This window comes from Cognatishimia activa, from assembly GCF_001458335.1.
Taxonomy (GTDB): domain Bacteria; phylum Pseudomonadota; class Alphaproteobacteria; order Rhodobacterales; family Rhodobacteraceae; genus Cognatishimia; species Cognatishimia activa.
On record NZ_CYTO01000018.1, the window covers coordinates 17,615 to 34,421 of the forward strand.

The 16,807-nt window shown below is 55.3% G+C and carries 11 protein-coding genes; 10 read left to right on the top strand and 1 reads right to left on the bottom strand.

Annotated elements, in window-relative coordinates; all coding sequences use genetic code 11:
• Positions 1-8 precede the first annotated feature (8 nt).
• A complete protein-coding gene (locus TA5113_RS08900) occupies positions 9-1,994 on the top strand; it encodes a type IV secretory system conjugative DNA transfer family protein (RefSeq protein WP_058314206.1) in 1,986 nt (661 codons plus the stop codon).
• A 263-nt stretch (positions 1,995-2,257) separates the two neighbouring features.
• Here TA5113_RS08900 and TA5113_RS08905 read toward each other — a convergent pair whose 3' ends face one another.
• Positions 2,258-3,181: a helix-turn-helix domain-containing protein gene (locus tag TA5113_RS08905; RefSeq protein ID WP_058316684.1), complete on the bottom strand. Its 924-nt coding sequence runs from the start codon at positions 3,179-3,181 to the stop codon at positions 2,258-2,260.
• A gap of 157 nt (positions 3,182-3,338) precedes the next feature.
• Here TA5113_RS08905 and TA5113_RS08910 point away from each other — a divergent pair, with 157 nt between their 5' ends.
• From TA5113_RS08910 to TA5113_RS08950, 9 genes are all read left to right on the top strand, one after another.
• Positions 3,339-5,360 carry an ABC transporter substrate-binding protein gene (locus TA5113_RS08910; protein ID WP_058314204.1) on the top strand — a complete coding sequence of 674 codons (2,022 nt, stop codon included), beginning with the start codon at positions 3,339-3,341 and terminating at the stop codon, positions 5,358-5,360.
• 101 nt (positions 5,361-5,461) lie between these two features.
• The gene (locus TA5113_RS08915; RefSeq protein ID WP_058314203.1) at positions 5,462-6,484 is read left to right on the top strand and encodes an ABC transporter permease; all 1,023 of its coding nucleotides are present in this window, start codon (positions 5,462-5,464) and stop codon (positions 6,482-6,484) included.
• A 10-nt stretch (positions 6,485-6,494) separates the two neighbouring features.
• The gene (locus tag TA5113_RS08920) at positions 6,495-7,676 is read left to right on the top strand and encodes an ABC transporter permease (protein ID WP_220387203.1); all 1,182 of its coding nucleotides are present in this window, start codon (positions 6,495-6,497) and stop codon (positions 7,674-7,676) included.
• The gene (locus TA5113_RS08925; RefSeq protein WP_220387204.1) at positions 7,669-9,279 is read left to right on the top strand and encodes an ABC transporter ATP-binding protein; all 1,611 of its coding nucleotides are present in this window, start codon (positions 7,669-7,671) and stop codon (positions 9,277-9,279) included. The genes TA5113_RS08920 and TA5113_RS08925 overlap by 8 nt, the downstream gene beginning before the upstream one ends.
• Positions 9,279-11,336: an alpha-galactosidase gene (locus TA5113_RS08930; RefSeq protein ID WP_058314762.1), complete on the top strand. Its 2,058-nt coding sequence runs from the start codon at positions 9,279-9,281 to the stop codon at positions 11,334-11,336. The genes TA5113_RS08925 and TA5113_RS08930 overlap by 1 nt, the downstream gene beginning before the upstream one ends.
• A gap of 31 nt (positions 11,337-11,367) precedes the next feature.
• Positions 11,368-12,741, top strand: a complete 1,374-nt coding sequence (locus TA5113_RS08935) for an alpha-glucosidase/alpha-galactosidase (protein ID WP_058314763.1) — start codon at positions 11,368-11,370, stop codon at positions 12,739-12,741.
• On the top strand, positions 12,738-14,285 hold the full coding sequence (locus TA5113_RS08940) for a tryptophan halogenase family protein (RefSeq protein WP_058314764.1): 1,548 nt from the start codon (positions 12,738-12,740) through the stop codon (positions 14,283-14,285). Before TA5113_RS08935 ends, TA5113_RS08940 begins: the two co-directional genes overlap by 4 nt.
• 21 nt (positions 14,286-14,306) lie before the next feature.
• Positions 14,307-16,016, top strand: a complete 1,710-nt coding sequence (locus TA5113_RS08945; protein WP_058314765.1) for an IlvD/Edd family dehydratase — start codon at positions 14,307-14,309, stop codon at positions 16,014-16,016.
• Positions 16,016-16,786 (top strand): SDR family NAD(P)-dependent oxidoreductase, encoded by a 771-nt coding sequence (locus tag TA5113_RS08950; protein ID WP_058314766.1) that lies wholly within the window; start codon positions 16,016-16,018, stop codon positions 16,784-16,786. The genes TA5113_RS08945 and TA5113_RS08950 overlap by 1 nt, the downstream gene beginning before the upstream one ends.
• Positions 16,787-16,807: the final 21 nt, after the last annotated feature.

The window sequence follows — 16,807 nt, forward strand, 5'->3', positions numbered from 1 at the left end:
GTGGATCCATGGGCAGGGTGCGGATTGCCATCGGGGTGGTTCTGGTCACTTGGGTGGCAGGGGCGATGGGCTACACAATTGCCTCGGCTGTGCTGACCTTTAAGGCCCTCGGGTTCAGCGCCGATATCGATTTTGGATATATCGCGCAGAATTACCTCTGGATCAGAGACAGACGGCCAGACGACTTCCAACTGATCAACCTGATCATCGGCGGATGTGCCGTCGCAGGGCTGATGATGAGCCTGGCCCTGTCCGGCTCGGCCCTCACGCGCTTTGGGCAAACCCTTTGGCAAAAGCGCGGTGAGATGAACGCCAACGGGTTCTTTGGGAAGCCCGGCACCGGGTTTATTCTGGGCAAGCTGGGCGGCCCAAAGTCGCGGGCCCGCTACATCACCTCAAAGGTCTTTCCCCATGCGCTGATCGTGGCACCAACGGGGCGCGGTAAAACCAGCGGCTTTGTGATCCCGAACCTGCTCACATGGCAGGGGTCTGCCGTCACGTTGGATGTAAAGGGCGAGTGTTTTGAGGCGACGGCGCGTCATCGCGCGGCCCAAGGCGACAAGGTCTACCGCTTCGCGCCCACGGATTGGGAGGGCAAGCGGACCCATCGCTATAACCCGCTTTTGCGCATCTATGAATTGGAAGACCCCGCGCGTCAGCAGATGGAATTGCAACTGCTGGCGACGCTGTTTCTGCAAAGCGACAATGATCGCGTTCAAGGGCTTTTGAAGGGAGGTATTGATCTGTTCGTGGCGGCGGGCTTGTTGGCCTTCCAGCGCAAGAAGCCGAGCTTGGGCGAGATCTACCGGATCGCGGCCTCGGGGGGCAACAAGCAGAAAGAATATGTGGCGCGGAGCCACGAGATTGACAACAAAGCTGCGAAGCTGATCTTTACGCGGCTCGCGTCCACAAACAACGACACGCTGACCTCCTATGTCTCGCTTCTGATGACGTCAGGTCTGGATCAATGGCAGAACCCCGCAATTGACGAGGCGACGCAGGTTTCCGACTTTGATTTTCGCACGATCCGCAAAAAGCCGTTCACTGTCTATCTCGTTGTCCAGCCCTTGATGGTAAAGCCGCTTGCGCCACTGATCCGATTATTTTTCTCAGACCTTCTCTCGGCGATGCAAGAGAAGGAACCGGGCCAAGATGAGCCCTGGCCCGTGATGATCATGCTCGATGAGTTCAACCGCCTTGGCAAAATGCCCATTGTGGTTGAAAGCATAGAAACCCTGCGCACCTATCGCGGACATCTGGCGGTGGTGACGCAAACCATCCCCGCCCTTGATGAAATCTATGGTGAAAACACGCGCCGCGCGCTGCAAGGCAACGCAGGCGTAAAGCTCTACCTCACTCCCTCAGATGAAAAGACCATCGAGGAGCTGAGCAAGGCCGTGGGCAAGACAACAAAGACGGTCATCACGCGGTCGCGGTCGATTGGCAAGAATCCGTTTGAGGGGCGCAGCCAGTCTACGCGGACGGAAGAAACATCGTTGTTGCCTGAAGACGAAGCGCGCCGGTTGCCGCTCGATGAAATTATCATGGTCGTGGATGCCCAGATGCCAGTGCGGGCGAAACGGATCCAGTATTTTGATGACCGGCTGTTTGCGGCGATCCATGGCGCGCAGAAGGGTGATTTGCCGTTTCCGGAGCCGGGGGGAGGGGGCCCGCAGGGCACGCTGCCTTTGAGTGTTCAGGCGATGCCTTTGTTCCCGCGTTCGCAAGGGGGAGGAGAAGATGAAACCATATCTGATAGCGCGGATCAGGTGCGAAGCGAGGCGGAACATCTGCCGACGCGGTCCGACGGACCGCCGAAGAAGTCCGCGGCCGCGGTGCAGGCGGTTGTCGCAGAGGCGCAAAGGCAGATGGAGATGGAGTTTGCCGCGCAGGTGCCTGCGACCGATTCAGAAAGAGAGTCGGACAAAGAGCCCTTACGGAATGCTGTGGGTGATTTGGAGGAGTTGGAGTTGACGGTGAAACAGAATCTTTGAGCCGGTGTGGCTTTTCGTGCGAACGGGATTAGTCTGGAAGGGAGGATCGAAGCCGAACAGTCGTCGGGTTATCAATTGACGCACGAGCTGACATCAGCCTCTGGCAATCTGTCGACACCATGGTGGTTCCTTGGCCCCAAGTTTGTATCCTGTTGTGTATCTTAAGGTGCATCGGCGCGCTGCCGTTTACTTGATGAACGCCACGCGGGGTTTCATGTTGATCGGGTAAATACTGCAACGTCCATAAGAGCAGCATTAGCTTGCTAGGGCTGCGCGTGAAATGCCAGAAACGGATTGCTTCGCTGTGACTGGCGACGGTACTCTGCAGGGGATTGTTTATGTTCCTTGGTGAACGCTTCGTAGAAGGCGGATAGCGACGCGAACCCACTATCGAGTGCGACAGATGACACCTTCGCCTCGGTTTCGACTAGGAGCATTCGAGCGTGGGACAAACGGGTCCGTGTCAGATGCTTCTTGATACTGACGGTCAAGACATCCCGAAAAACCTGCCCGGCGCGCGCCGGAGACAAGCTTGATGCCGCCGCAATATCTTTCACGTTGATCGGTAGGGTGAAGTTTTCGGAGATGAATCGCAACATTGATTCGACTTCTTGCATCGTCGTCGACCTAACTGAGAATCCATTGCCCCGGCTTGGGCTTGAAATCAGCGTAGACCACCCTTCTAACGCAAGCCGACGCAACCGCGTTTCAATTTCGGCAAGGTGCGTTCGCCGCCAGGGGGTCTGCTCAAGGTGCTTCTCATTGTAGATCCTGTTGATTAGCAAGGCGTCCAATGGATCATCATTTCGAGAAGCAATTACTTCGCCGGTTAGGATGGCTTTCACGAGATCGGACGGCAGACCCCAACGCACGAATTGACCCAGCGAAAGATAGATGTTGGTAATACGTCCTTCCCCATAGACATCGGTAACTTTATGTGGCGCAGCACCCCAAAACACGACCAGTCGATTGGCCTTCAACTTTGCTACCTGGCCCGAGAATGAGTAGTCCAAATGACAATTCTGAAGGAAATTCAATTCCACCGATGTGTGGTGATGGAAGGGGGTATCAAAGAGTGTCGGTTTGTGGCTCTCAATGATGAAGTTGTTTGGAGTCGGTACGCGGGTCTGATCAACAGACTCCGAAAATGGAACTATCGCGTCAACAGAACTTAGCCTTTGTGCCATGCTATGCCTTTCATGCCTCGGCCCGAGTACCGGGGACTCGACACCTGAGATGAGACTTTAGCATCAATATGCAAAAACAGGAAGAAGTTGTTATAAAACCGGAGGACGAGACAAATACCTTCAAGGAGAATGCTAAAATTCTAAGGGAGGAAACCAAATGATTCACAAACTCACTTGTACTGGATTCTTGCTGGGCGGCGTCTGCGCCGCTACGCTGGGAATCACCACAGCAAATGCCGATGAGATGCCCCCAGAGCGGAGCCTAGCCGGCCTTGAATACGACCTGATTGGTCGTGACGATTTGTATTCGTACCGTTCGCTCGATAACTACAGCCAAGCGCCGTTCCTTGACGCACTGGTCGCAAGTGGCGCACTTCCGCCTGTTTCTGAGCGACTGCCAGCCAATCCATTGGTCTTTAATGCCTCAGCAATGTCTGACGGGATCGGCGAATATGGCGGCGTTTTCCGTCACGTAATCGGTGGACGTCCTGAAGGCTTCCATTGGATTGCCGGTCAGCACCAAGGTTGGGGCGGCATCAACATGGCCGTTCAGGAATGCCTTGTACGCCAAGGTCCGCGTTGGCAAGTTCGCGCCGAAGACCAGACTGGTCCTTTGCCTAACTTAGCCCACTCATGGGAGTGGAGCGAAGATATGACCGAGCTGACCATGCATCTTGTCGAAGGTGTCAAGTGGTCTGACGGCGATCCGTTTGATACCGATGACATCGCCTTCTGGTGGAACGACAACGTCGAAGATGAAAACGTGACGAGCCGCATTCAGGCTGGATCTTTCGGTGGTGGAGCGAGCCTTGAGGTAATCGACGATTACTCATTCAAGTTCGTATTCCCAAGCGCACAATCGGAAACTGTTGTCGAGGGTCTCGCCTATATTCAAGGTTGCCCGGGGCCGAGCCATGTGCTTCGCGATTCTCATCCGACCTATAATTCCGACGCTTCTTACGACGATTACCTGAACGCAATGCCGTCAAGCGATGTACCGGTTCCAGTTTTGGGTGCGTGGGTTCCAGTCGAGCACCGTCCAGATGAACTGGTGATCCTTCGCCGCAATCCATACTACTGGAAAGTGGACGATGCCGGAAATCAGCTGCCCTATCTCAACGAGATGCACTTCAAGTTGACGACTTGGGACGACCGTACGACACAAGCTGTCGCCGGTACCGGTGACTGGTCGAACATGGAAAACCCAGGCAACTACGTTGAAGCGCTTAAGCAAAGCCAGGATGAAAACGCCCCGGTTACTGCTAAGTTCGGACCGCGGACATTGGCGTTCCGGATCGAGTTGAACTTTGCTCAGAACATGGCTGACAGCGACTACGACGCTGAACTGCGTGGGTTGTTCCGTGAGCAAGATTTCCGCGAAGCGCTTAGCTCGGCAATTGATCGAGACGCTCTAGGACAAGCTTTGGCACGTGGTCCATTCGCTTATCCATACATGGGTGGTTTCGCGAGCGGTTCACCTTACTATGATGCGGCTTCGACTGACTACACGCCGTTCAATCAGGGATACGCGAACGAGCTTCTGGCCGGTCTCGGTCTGGAAGACACGGACGGCAACGGGATCTTGAACGTGCCTGGCACGGGTGAAGACCTTGTCATCGACATGACCTTCAAGTCTCAGCGTAATGACGACCGTAAGCAGGTTGAAGCAGTGACATCGCAGTTGGCTGAAATCGGAATTCGCGTATTGCCAACGCCGGTTGATGAAACCAGCTTTGATCCGATCCGCAATTCTGGCAGCTTCTCAGCAATTCTTCAGCGTGTAAGCTTTGTTTTGCCTACACGGGAAACTTGCGGAAACTTGCCGACGTCCGAAATCTGTCCAGCGTTCCACCTAGCTGGATCGGAAGGTCGAGATTTCCTTCCGTTCGAAGCTGAACTTGCGGACTCTGTTCTGAAATTTAACGCATCTAGTGATGCGGCTGAACAGGCGGACATTACCAAGCGGATGCAGGCACTACTTACAGAGAACCACTACAATATTGGTTTGGTTCAGGTTCCTGCGGCTCTGTTGGTGAACAAGCGGGTCCGCAATGCGCATCCTGGTACACCAGTCTTTATGTACGAGTGGGCTGAAGACGCGGTAATCCGTGAACGCCTGTGGGTGCCTGCTGAATTGCAAACAGAAGAGCTCCTCCCTGGTACCGTAGCCCAATACTAAGCTACGTGACCGCAACTCGTCCTACTCCCGCAAAGCGCGGGGGTGGGACATCTTACTTTCGCACTTTCCTCATGACGCCATAAGTCGGGAGCACTTGTCTCATGGACTTTCTAGTTTTTCTTGCGAAACGCGTTGCGATGTCGATCCCACTGCTTTTGGGAATCTCCATCGTATCCTTCGCAATCATCCAAGCTGTGCCCGGCGATTTCGTTGACGGTTGGATTGCAAACACTGCAGCCCAGACCGGCAAGTCCTACGACGAGCTTCTGCCCCAAGCCGAAGCGATGCGAGAGCGGCTCGGCCTCGATCAGCCAATTGCGATTCAGTACGTGACCTGGCTCAAGAACATCGTGTTCCACTTCGACTTCGGTATGTCCTTTGAGCAAAATCGTCCTGTAACTGATGTCATAGGAACCCGCCTTCCTCGTACGCTGCTGCTGGCGGTTCTGACGCTCGTCATTGGTCAGGCGTTCGGAGTGCTTCTGGGCATCTATGCGGCGACCAACCAATACAAACTGGGCGACAATATCGCCACGCTGATTGCCTTCATGGGCATTGTGATTCCGAAGTTCGTGATCTCGCTCGTGATCCTCTACTTCCTCGCTATCGTCTGGCACTCGCCCTATATTGGAGCGGTCAATTCGCCTCAGTACATCTTACAAGATGGGTGGAATTGGGCGAAGTTCTGGGACTTTCTCAAGCATGTTTGGCCGATCCTGGTAGTGTCTATTTGGGCCGGACAGGCGTACACCACGCGGATGATGCGGGGAAACCTGCTCGACGTAATGAACATGCAATACATTGAAACGGCCCGCGCCAAAGGATTGTCCCGTCGCAAGGTCCTTTACAAGCATGCAGTACCAAATGCTCTGCACCCAGTCATCATGAACATTGGGACGCGGTTCGATTACATGATCAAGGGCGAGATCGAAATCGCAATCGTTCTGGGCATTCCTACGGTTGGCCCATTGATTCTGAGCGCCGTCGGCGACCGCGACATGTATGTCGTCGCCGCGATCTTCATGATGGTGGCCGTTTTGCTGGTGCTGGGCAACTTGTTCGCTGACCTGATGCTGGCATTGCTGGACCCTCGGGTTCGCCGCGCCACGATGAGCCGGAATTAAGGGGATACCAATGAAACAGCCACACAACCCCACCGACGACAAACCGATGGTCGATAACCGACCTCAGATTGACGTACCCACGGCCACAGAAACAATGAATGCCGAAACCGCGACGGGCCCGGGTCTCTCCTACTGGCAGCTTGTTCGCCGCCGTTTTTTGCGCAACCGGTACGGCGTCGTCGGGCTGATTGGATGTTTGCTCATCGTGATCACAGCCGTCTTTTCAGGGTTCATCGCTCCCTATGACGGTGAGACGAAGGATCGAACTGCCATCTACAGCCCGCCGCAGATGCCAAAGGTCTTTGCGCCCGAAGGCGGCCTGACCCGGCCCTACGTCCTAGGCTATGCCGAAGAGATGGATCCCAACACGTTCGAGATCAAATTCGTGCCCGACCCGGAGGTTCGCCATAATCTCGCGTTATTTGTGAAAGGTGATCCCTGGACGTTCCTGGGGCTAGAATTCGAGACTCACCTAGTTGGAACCACTGACGGAGGGTTTGTGCACCTGCTTGGCACGGATTCCCTTGGCCGTGATGTGTTTTCAAGGATGGTAGAAGGCACACGAGTGACCCTTCTCATGGGCTTCCTTGTAATGGCCGCCTCCTGTTTCATTGGAACAATAGTCGGGGTATCTTCAGGCTATTTTGGTGGGGTATTCGACATGCTGGTTCAGCGCATTGTTGAATTCGTGAGGTCGTTTCCTGACTTGCCGCTCTATCTTGCGCTTGTGGCGATCCTGCCGCGTCGCGCTGATCCCATCACCGTCTTCATCCTTTTCGCATCGATCCTTGTCTTGCTCCGTTGGGCGGACCTGAGCCGCGAACTACGGGGCAAAGTTATTTCTTTGCGATCAATGGACTATGTTCGTTCGGCCGTAGCAGTCGGGGCATCGGACCAACGCATCATCGGGCGCCATATCGTGCCCAACACTTCATCACACATCATCGTTTGGGCAACCTATCAATTACCTGAAGTGATCCTGCTGGAAAGCTTCCTATCCTTTCTTGGCGTCGGTGTGCAGGCTCCGATGGTCAGTTGGGGGACAATGCTGAATCAAGTGCGTGATTTCCAATCCTTCGCGGCCGCCCCCTGGTTGATGGCGCCAGTTGGAATGATCGTAATCTCTGTTTTGGCTTTCAATGCGTTTGGTGACGGCCTGCGCGATGCAATGGACCCGTATTCCAATGACTGATCCCCTATTGAAAATTGAAAACGTCGTTGTGGACTTTCGCACAATTCACGGCACCGTAAACGCCGTGCGCGGCTTGTCCTACGAAGTGGCGCGCGGCGAAACACTTGCTGTTGTCGGTGAAAGCGGGTCGGGCAAGTCGGTAACTGCCCGGGCCATAATGTCGATGCTCGCCGAAAACGCACGTGTCGGGGCCGATAGCCGGATTTGGTTCGATGGAACCGACCTTTTGGAATTGTCCGAGCTCGAAATGCAGGAAATCCGCGGAAACCGAATTTCAATGATCTTCCAGGAGCCATTGACATCGCTCAATCCGATCCACCGGGTCGGAGATCAGGTCGCTGAGATTATTCAGATACACCGCCCGATGCCAAAGAAGCAGGCGATGGCTGAAGTTTTAAAGCTCTTTCAAGAGGTTCAACTGCCTGATCCCGAGGCACGGCTAAGCCAATATCCGCACGAAATGTCGGGCGGTCAACGCCAGCGGGTCATGATCGCAATGGCCCTCGCCAACAAACCGGACCTTCTGATCGCGGACGAGCCAACAACAGCGCTCGACGTGACCGTGCAGGCGGAAATCCTCACGCTGCTCAAAGACCTGCAGAAATCCCATAACATGGCGGTCGTATTGATCACTCACGATCTAACAGTTGTCGAAAAGACCTCTGACAAGGTGGTCGTGATGCGTTACGGCGAGGTCGTCGAGCGGGGAAACACACAGGACGTTTTTGCCAACCCCCAGCATCCTTACACACGTCACCTGCTCGAAAGCGAACCTAAGGGTCGCCCAGATGAGCTGGATCCCGACGCGGCACCGCTGATGGTGGCTAAAGATATGCGCGTGGCATTTCGGATTGCGCACGGCGGCTTGATGAGCCGGAAACATGTTGATCTTGTTGCAGTCAACGATATCTCTGCCAGCATTCGGAGAGGCGAAACGTTGGGCGTTGTCGGAGAAAGCGGTTCGGGCAAGACCACACTGGGAATGGCCATGATCCGGCTGTTGGAGCCGAACGGCGGACAAATCACATTTGACGGCGAACGCATTGATGGCCTCACCCGCAAGCAGATGCGTCCGTTTCGCACCCGTATCCAAGTGGTGTTCCAGGACCCGTTTTCATCGCTTAATCCTCGTATGATCATCCGGCAAATCCTTGAAGAAGGACTTATCGTAAACGGGATCGGTAAAAATGCGGCCGAGCGTGAAGAACTGATCGGACAGGCGCTGGACGATGTTCAGATGCCCCGCGATGCGATGCAACGTTTCCCACACGAGTTTTCCGGTGGCCAGCGGCAACGACTGGCCATTGCTCGTGCCGTTGTTTTGCAGCCAGAATTCATCCTACTCGACGAACCAACTTCGGCGCTTGACCTGTCAATTCAGGCCCAAATCATCGACCTTTTGCGAGACCTGCGGGCAAAGCACGACCTAAGCTATATGTTCATCAGCCATGACCTGAAAGTGGTGAAGGCCCTATGCCACAACGTGATGGTCATGCAGCACGGAGACATCATCGAAACCGGTCCGACATCGCAAGTGCTTGAAGCACCAAAAACAGAATACACAAAGCGTCTGGTCGACGCAGCTTTCAAGGTGGTGGCCTAATGTACCGAATTGACGATCGCACTCAGACACTCGTGCTGGAACCAACGAACGGACTTCCATGCATTGCCTATTTTGGCCCGCGTCTATCCGAAGCCGAAGATTTGTCCCAATTGGCCGCCGCAGGCTGCAGGGACATGACCGGTGGAATGGTGGATGCATTGCCGCGGTTAACGATATGCCCGGTCTCCGATGGCGTCCATTTGGGCCAGCCGGCTTTGCGCGTTCTTGACAGCAACGGCGCAGAGATTTCCCTGCGGTTTGAGCCGGCAACAATCACACCTAAAAGTCAGACTCTTATTGTCTCGGCTGTTTCGGGTGACCTGACTTATACTGCCGAAATTACTCTTGATGGCGTGTTGACCCTTCGGGCCAGCATCGATTCACTTACGCCGGTCAGATTGGGCTGGCTTTCGGCACCGGTCCTGCCGGTCCCTGGCGCGCAGACCGAATTGATCGAGTTTTCGGGTCGTTGGAATGGAGAATTCCGGATGCAGCGTCAGCCTTTCTCGGTTGGCGCCCGACTGCGTGAAGCACGGCAAGGCCGCTCTGGCCACGAAACGCCACCTTTCGTTTATACTGCAACGCCCGACGCACGCTTTACCAGAGGTGAAGCGATGGCCTTTGCCTATGGCTGGCCAGGTGGGCACAGGATGATTGCTGAGGAACTGCCGGATGGTCACCGCATGATCCAGTTCGGTAATAGCGCAGGTTCGGAACGTGCGCCCAACAAGCACTTCGAGACCGCACCACTAACGATCGTTCGGTCTGACACAGGCCTCAATGGTTGTGCAGTGCAGTTGCAGGCTCATGTACGGGACACTGTTGTTACATGGTCAGATCCTTCACGCAAACGGCTCGTGCATTACAATTGCTGGGAGGCCGTCTATTTTGACCACGACTTCGCAACCTTGTCCGATATGGCTGAGCGCGCCGCGCGTATCGGGGCAGAGCGGTTCGTGCTGGACGACGGTTGGTTCGGTAAGCGTAATGACGATACTTCATCCCTCGGTGATTGGCAGATCGACCGGCGCAAATGGCCTGATGGGCTGACGCCGCTAATCGACAGGGTACACGAGCTTGGTATGACGTTCGGGCTTTGGGTGGAACCAGAGATGGTCAACGCCGATAGCGATCTTTACCGCGCCCATCCTGACTGGGTATTGGGACCGGCTGATCAAGTCACCGGGCGCTATCAGTTGGCACTGGATCTCGGAAAGGCCGAGGTTCGCGATTACCTGTTTACCGCACTCGATGCGATCCTTTCTGAAAATGAGATCGACTATTTCAAATGGGATCACAACCGTCTGTTGCCGATGCCAGATGCAGCCCAGGCACGTGGTATCATGGAATTGTTCGCGCGGTTGCGTGAGGCCCACCCTGGGGTAGAGATCGAAACTTGTGCTTCGGGTGGGGGTCGGATTGACTATGGCATCCTACAGCACACAAGCCGAGTCTGGCTGTCAGATTGCATCGATGCGCACGAACGACTGCGGATGCAACAGACCGCTGCGTTGTTGATCCCATCGGCCATAACGGGCAGCCATGTCGGTGCGGAACATTCACACACGACAGGTCGCAGCCTGACGATGGAGTTCCGGGCATGGATCGCTGCAATGCGCCAAATGGGATTCGAGAGCGATTTGCGTAGCTTCAGCAAAGAAGACGAGGCCAAACTGGCGCGCATCACTGCGTGGTTTAAAGACAACCGCGACTGGATGATGGCTGGGGACATCCATGCCCTCGATAGCGACGACCCTGCGGTGACCGCAGAAATTCAGATCGCAAAAGATAGGGATCGCTTCGTCGTCTTCGCAGGACAAAGTGCAACTTCGGAGCAAAACCTGCCGCGCGCCCTACGCCTGAGCGGCCTGGATGCAGACGCATTTTATGAAATCCGGCTCGCAAACCCCGAGCAAATAGCGCCACATTCGCGTGGCGACAACGCGCTAAAGGCGGTGGCATTGCGACTGTCAGGCCGGGTTCTGATGACCTCGGGGATTAACCTGCCGTTGGCATGGCCCGAAACGATTTATGTGATCGAAGGGTACCGGGTGTGACCAAAAGACTGATTAAGAAAGTGAGACGACTATGACGAGCCCAAAAATTACATTTATCGGTGCCGGATCGACAGTATTTATGACAAATATCGTCGGTGACATTCTTCAGCGCGAAGCGTTGCAAGGTGCGCATGTTTCGCTCATGGATATCAACCAACAGCGGCTGGAAGAAAGCGAAGTTGTCTTCCGCAAAATGGTTGCTTCGCTTGGCGTTGAGGCAACACATTCGATTCACCTTGATCAACGAGAGGCGCTCGAAGGCGCTGATTTTGTCGTCGTTGCTTTTCAGATTGGCGGGTTCGAACCTTGCACGGTTACCGATTTTGAGATCCCCAAGTCATTTGGCCTAGACCAGACAATCGCCGACACGCTTGGAATCGGCGGGATCATGCGGGGTCTGCGGACCGTGCCGCACCTTTGGTCGGTCTGCGAAGACATGACTGCCGTTTGCCCGGATGCGCTGTTGCTGCAATACGTGAATCCGATGGCCATCAATACGTGGGCTATTGCCGAGCGTTATCCGAATATCAAGCAAGTTGGGCTCTGCCATTCCGTGCAACACACAGCTGCCGAACTGGCAAGTGACCTTCAATTGCCGGTGGACGATATCCGCTATTTGTCGGCAGGTATTAACCATGTCGCATACTTCCTGAAATTTGAGCAGGTAGAAGCTGATGGAAGCTACCGTGACCTCTACCCACAACTTCATCAGGGATATGAACAGGGTATCTTTCCGCGGCCCGAAAGCACCTCGAATCCGCGATGCCCGAATAAGGTCCGGTATGAGATGATGAAACGGCTGGGCTATTTTGCGACAGAAAGCTCCGAACATTTTGCCGAGTACGTCCCGTGGTTTATCAAGTCGGGTCGTGAAGATTTGATCGAACGGTTTGGCATCCCGCTGGACGAATACCCAAAGCGCTGTGTTGAGCAGATCGCGGACTGGAAAGACAAGCTGGAGGAATATCGAAAGGCCGATAAGATCGAGGTCCCGAACTCGATCGAATACGCCTCTGAGATTATTAACTCTGTCTGGACTGGTGTGCCGAGCGTCATTTACGGAAATGTTCAAAACCGAGGCTACATTCCGGCCCTGCCCGAGGGATGCGTAGTCGAGGTGCCTTGCCTTGTGGATCGCAACGGTATTCAGCCAACTCAAGTGCCTGAGCTTCCACCGCAATTGACCGCGATTATGCGCAGCAACATCAATGTGCAGGAACTGACCGTTAGGGCGTTGCTAACGGAGAATAGGGAGCATGTTTACCATGCTGCCATGATGGACCCGCATACTGGCGCAGAACTGGACCTAGACCAGATATGGGCTCTGGTCGACGCCCTGATTGCTGCCCACGGCGATTGGCTTCCGGGCTGGCTGTCCGGGGCAAAAGTAATGCGAGTGGCATGACCAAATCCGACCCGACCCATCTGGTGATCGTCGGCGGGGGTACCGCCGGCTGGCTAGCTGCGCACCTGTTTAAGACAGAAAGCGAGCGGCAAGGGATACCAATGCGTATCACGCTCGTTGAAAGCTCAAAAGTCCCGACCATCGGGGTGGGCGAAGGTACAACCTCAGTCTTCGGCGGCGTGTTACAATCACTCGGCTTCGACGAGGAAGATTTCCTCGCCCATACCGATGCTACAATCAAGTATGGAATACGCCATCGGGATTGGCGGCGGCTTGGCCATGTCTACGATGGTCCGATTGATGATGCCTATGCTCTGACCGATCGGATTCCGGGGGCGGGGTCTTGGATCGACACCTTTTGCGTTGCCGCCGGGCGCTCCGTTTCCGCGCCGCATATCTTCGCCAAGCTCATGGAAACCGGCAAAGCGCCGGTAGCCGAAATGGGGGGCCGCCGCGTTCCTGTAAGCCGCTTTCACCACGCCTATCATTTTGACCAGGCCAAAGTCGGAGCCTACTTACGCCGCAAGGCAACTGACATCTCCAAGATCGATGCTCTTGTGGAAAGTGCAGAGCGTGATGGCAAATCGGGCTGCGTTACCAAATTGAGACTCGATACTGGGGAAACGATCGCAGGGGACTTCTTCATCGACTGCACCGGCTTCCGCCGCACATTGATCCAAGGGACCATGGGCGCAAGTTGGGTAAGCTATTCCGACGCGCTGCCGGTCAATCGCGCGATGCCGTTTTGGCTAGACCTTGCCGAAGACGAGGAAATTCCGACCTTTACGCACGCATGGGCCCAAGCGTCGGGGTGGATGTGGCAGATCCCGACGCAGGGCCGGATCGGATGCGGATATGTCTATTCGGATCGCCATTCGTCACCTGATATCGCCTTGGCGGAGATCGAGGGTGTGCTTGGTCGCAAGATCGAGCCACGCGCCGATATTCCTGTCGACGCGGGACGTATCTCCGAGGTCTGGCGCGGCAACGTTCTTGCGCTCGGGCTTGCATCCAGTTTTCTCGAACCTTTGGAAGCGACTTCAATCCACGGCACTATCGTCGCGGTTTTACTGTTTTGCCGCCGCCACTTGTTGCAGATCAGCGCTCCCTTGCAGAAAAATCAGCAGCGCTACAATGCGGCCATCGCAAAACAAGTGGACGACTTTCGCGACTTCATCAATCTGCACTACGTCAGTGAACGGGATGACAGCCCATTCTGGCGCGACGTAGCAACAGACTTCATCCTGCCGCAAGTGCGTCAGAAACTGATAAATTGGCAAGAACGGATGCCCGGGCCGGAAGACTTTACCAACGATTTGGATGGCCTTCCCCATGTGGAAGAGCTTCTGCATTATCCGGTTCTTGACGGTCTTGGATTGCTCAATCGAAGTGTCGCGCGAGAACGCATGGCCCAAGACCGCAAACTGCGGGATTTCGCTCGGGCGACCGTCGACCATCTGGAAAAACAGGCCGGAAATGTCGCATCGCATGCGATTTCACATCGTGCATGGCTCAGTAGCCTGAGTTCCAATGCGATCGCCTGACTGGCAAGAAAGAGAAATTTAATGACAAAAGACCGCCGCAACCGCGCTTGGTATGGAAAGCTGGACAAGGACGGATTCATCCATCGCAGCTGGATGAAGAACCAAGGCTTTCCAGATCATGCTTTTGATGGGCGCCCCGTCATTGGCATCTGCAACACGTGGTCGGAGTTGACGCCATGCAACAGCGGCTTGCGCGATCTGGCCGAAGGCGTGAAGCGCGGCGTGTGGGAAGCCGGTGGTTTTCCCGTAGAGTTCCCCGTGATGTCGCTGGGCGAAACCCAGATGAAGCCAACCGCTATGCTGTTTCGCAATTTGTTGGCGATGGATGTCGAAGAATCGATCCGCGCCTATGGCATCGACGGCGTTGTTCTTTTGGGTGGTTGTGACAAAACAACACCCGGCCAGTTGATGGGGGCGGCCTCGGTCGATTTGCCATCTATCGTGGTTAGCTCTGGGCCGATGCTGAATGGCAAATGGCAGGGCAATGACATTGGGTCTGGCACGGATGTTTGGAAATTCTCGGAAGCGGTCCGCGCCGGTGATATGACTTTGAAAGATTTTATGGCGGCTGAGTCCGGTATGAGCCGCTCAAAAGGTGTCTGCATGACGATGGGCACCGCCTCGACCATGGCGTCGCTTGTTGAGGCCATGGGCCTAAGCCTACCGACAAACGCAGCCCTTCCAGCTGTGGATTCACGTCGCATGGCGTTGGCGCACCTTACCGGCAACCGTATTGTCGAAATGGTGGACGAAAACCTGAAACCTTCGGACATTATCACGCGGGCATCTTTGGAAAACGCGATTTTGGCCAATGCTGCCGTTGGCGGTTCCACAAATGCAGTGGTGCATCTTCTGGCCATAGCTGGCCGTGTTGGCATTGATCTGAAACTGGAAGATTTTGACCTTGGCGGCGACGTTCCCCTGTTGGTCAACTGCATGCCGTCTGGCAAGTACCTGATGGAAGATTTTTGTTACGCTGGTGGTATGCCGGTGATCTTGAAAGAGTTGTCGGGACATTTGCGTAAAGCCAAAACTGTGCTTGGTGGTGACATCAGCGCCTATGCAGACGGTGCTGAATGCTGGAACCGCGATGTGATCTACCCGATCGACGACCCTCTGAAGCCATCGGCTGGCATCAAGGTCTTGAAAGGCAACCTCGCCCCACGTGGGGCCATCGTGAAGCCTTCTGCCGCAAGCGAGCATCTTTTGGAGCACGAAGGCGAGGCTTACGTCTTTGAAAACATTGAAGAGCTAAAAGCCACAATTGACAACGATGATCTGCCGGTGACCAAGGACAGCATCCTTGTTCTTAAGGGCTGCGGCCCAAAAGGGTATCCGGGCATGGCTGAGGTTGGCAATATGCCTATCCCGTCCAAACTGGTCAAAGAAGGCATCAAGGATATGGTGCGCATTTCTGACGCCCGCATGTCGGGCACGGCCTTTGGCACGGTGATCCTGCATGTCACGCCCGAGGCGAACGAGGGCGGAATGCTTGCGCTGGTGAAAACCGGCGACCGCATTAAATTTTCGGCAAGTCAGGGCAAGTTGGAATTGCTCGTATCCGAAGAAGAACTGGCCGAGCGCCGCGACGCATGGCAACCCGAACCGCCGCATTACACCCGCGGCTATGCCAAAATGTATGTGGATCACGTCCTGCAAGCGGATCAAGGCGCGGACCTTGATTTCCTTGTTGGCAACGACACCCGCCCCGTCACACGAGAGAGCCACTGATGACCCAGACTGCAACATTCCACGATCTCGACGGCAAAAGCGTCTTCATCACCGGCGGAGGCTCGGGCATCGGCGCGAATTTAACCGAAGGCTTCTTGCGGCAAGGTGCCAAGGTCGCTTTTGTGGGGCGCTCCGACGCCGCGGCCTTTGTGGACGCTATGGAGGACGAGACCGGCAATCGCCCATTGTTCATCCAATGCGATATCACGGACACACCCGCGATTCAGGCCGCAATTGCGCAAGTCACAGAAGCCCACGGTCCTGTCGGTGTCCTTGTGAACAATGCCGCCAACGACCAGCGCCACAGCACCGAAGAGGTTACCGAGGAGTTCTGGGACTGGATGCAGGCAATCAACCTCAAGGCCCATTTTTTTGCCTGTCAGGCTGTCGTGGAGGGCATGAAGACGTTGGGTGGCGGATCTATCATAAACCTCACATCGATCAGTTACATGATGGGCGGGGCCGGTTACCCGCTTTATACAACGGCCAACTCCGGACTAAACGGCATGACCCGCAGTTTAGCGCGGGAATTCGGCTCCCAAAGTATTCGGGTGAACGCATTGGCTCCAGGCTGGGTTTTGACGCAAAAGCAGCTGGACAAATGGGCTGACCCAGCGTCGCTAGCCACTCACCTGGAAAAGCAATGCCTAAAGGAGCATCTGAAGCCCGACGATATCGTTTCTGGGACGCTGTTCCTGGCCTCCTCCGCAAGTCGCATGATGACCGGACAGGCGCTCGTCATCGACGGCGGCGTGGCGGTGACGGGGTGATGGTCATGGACGTAGAATGGG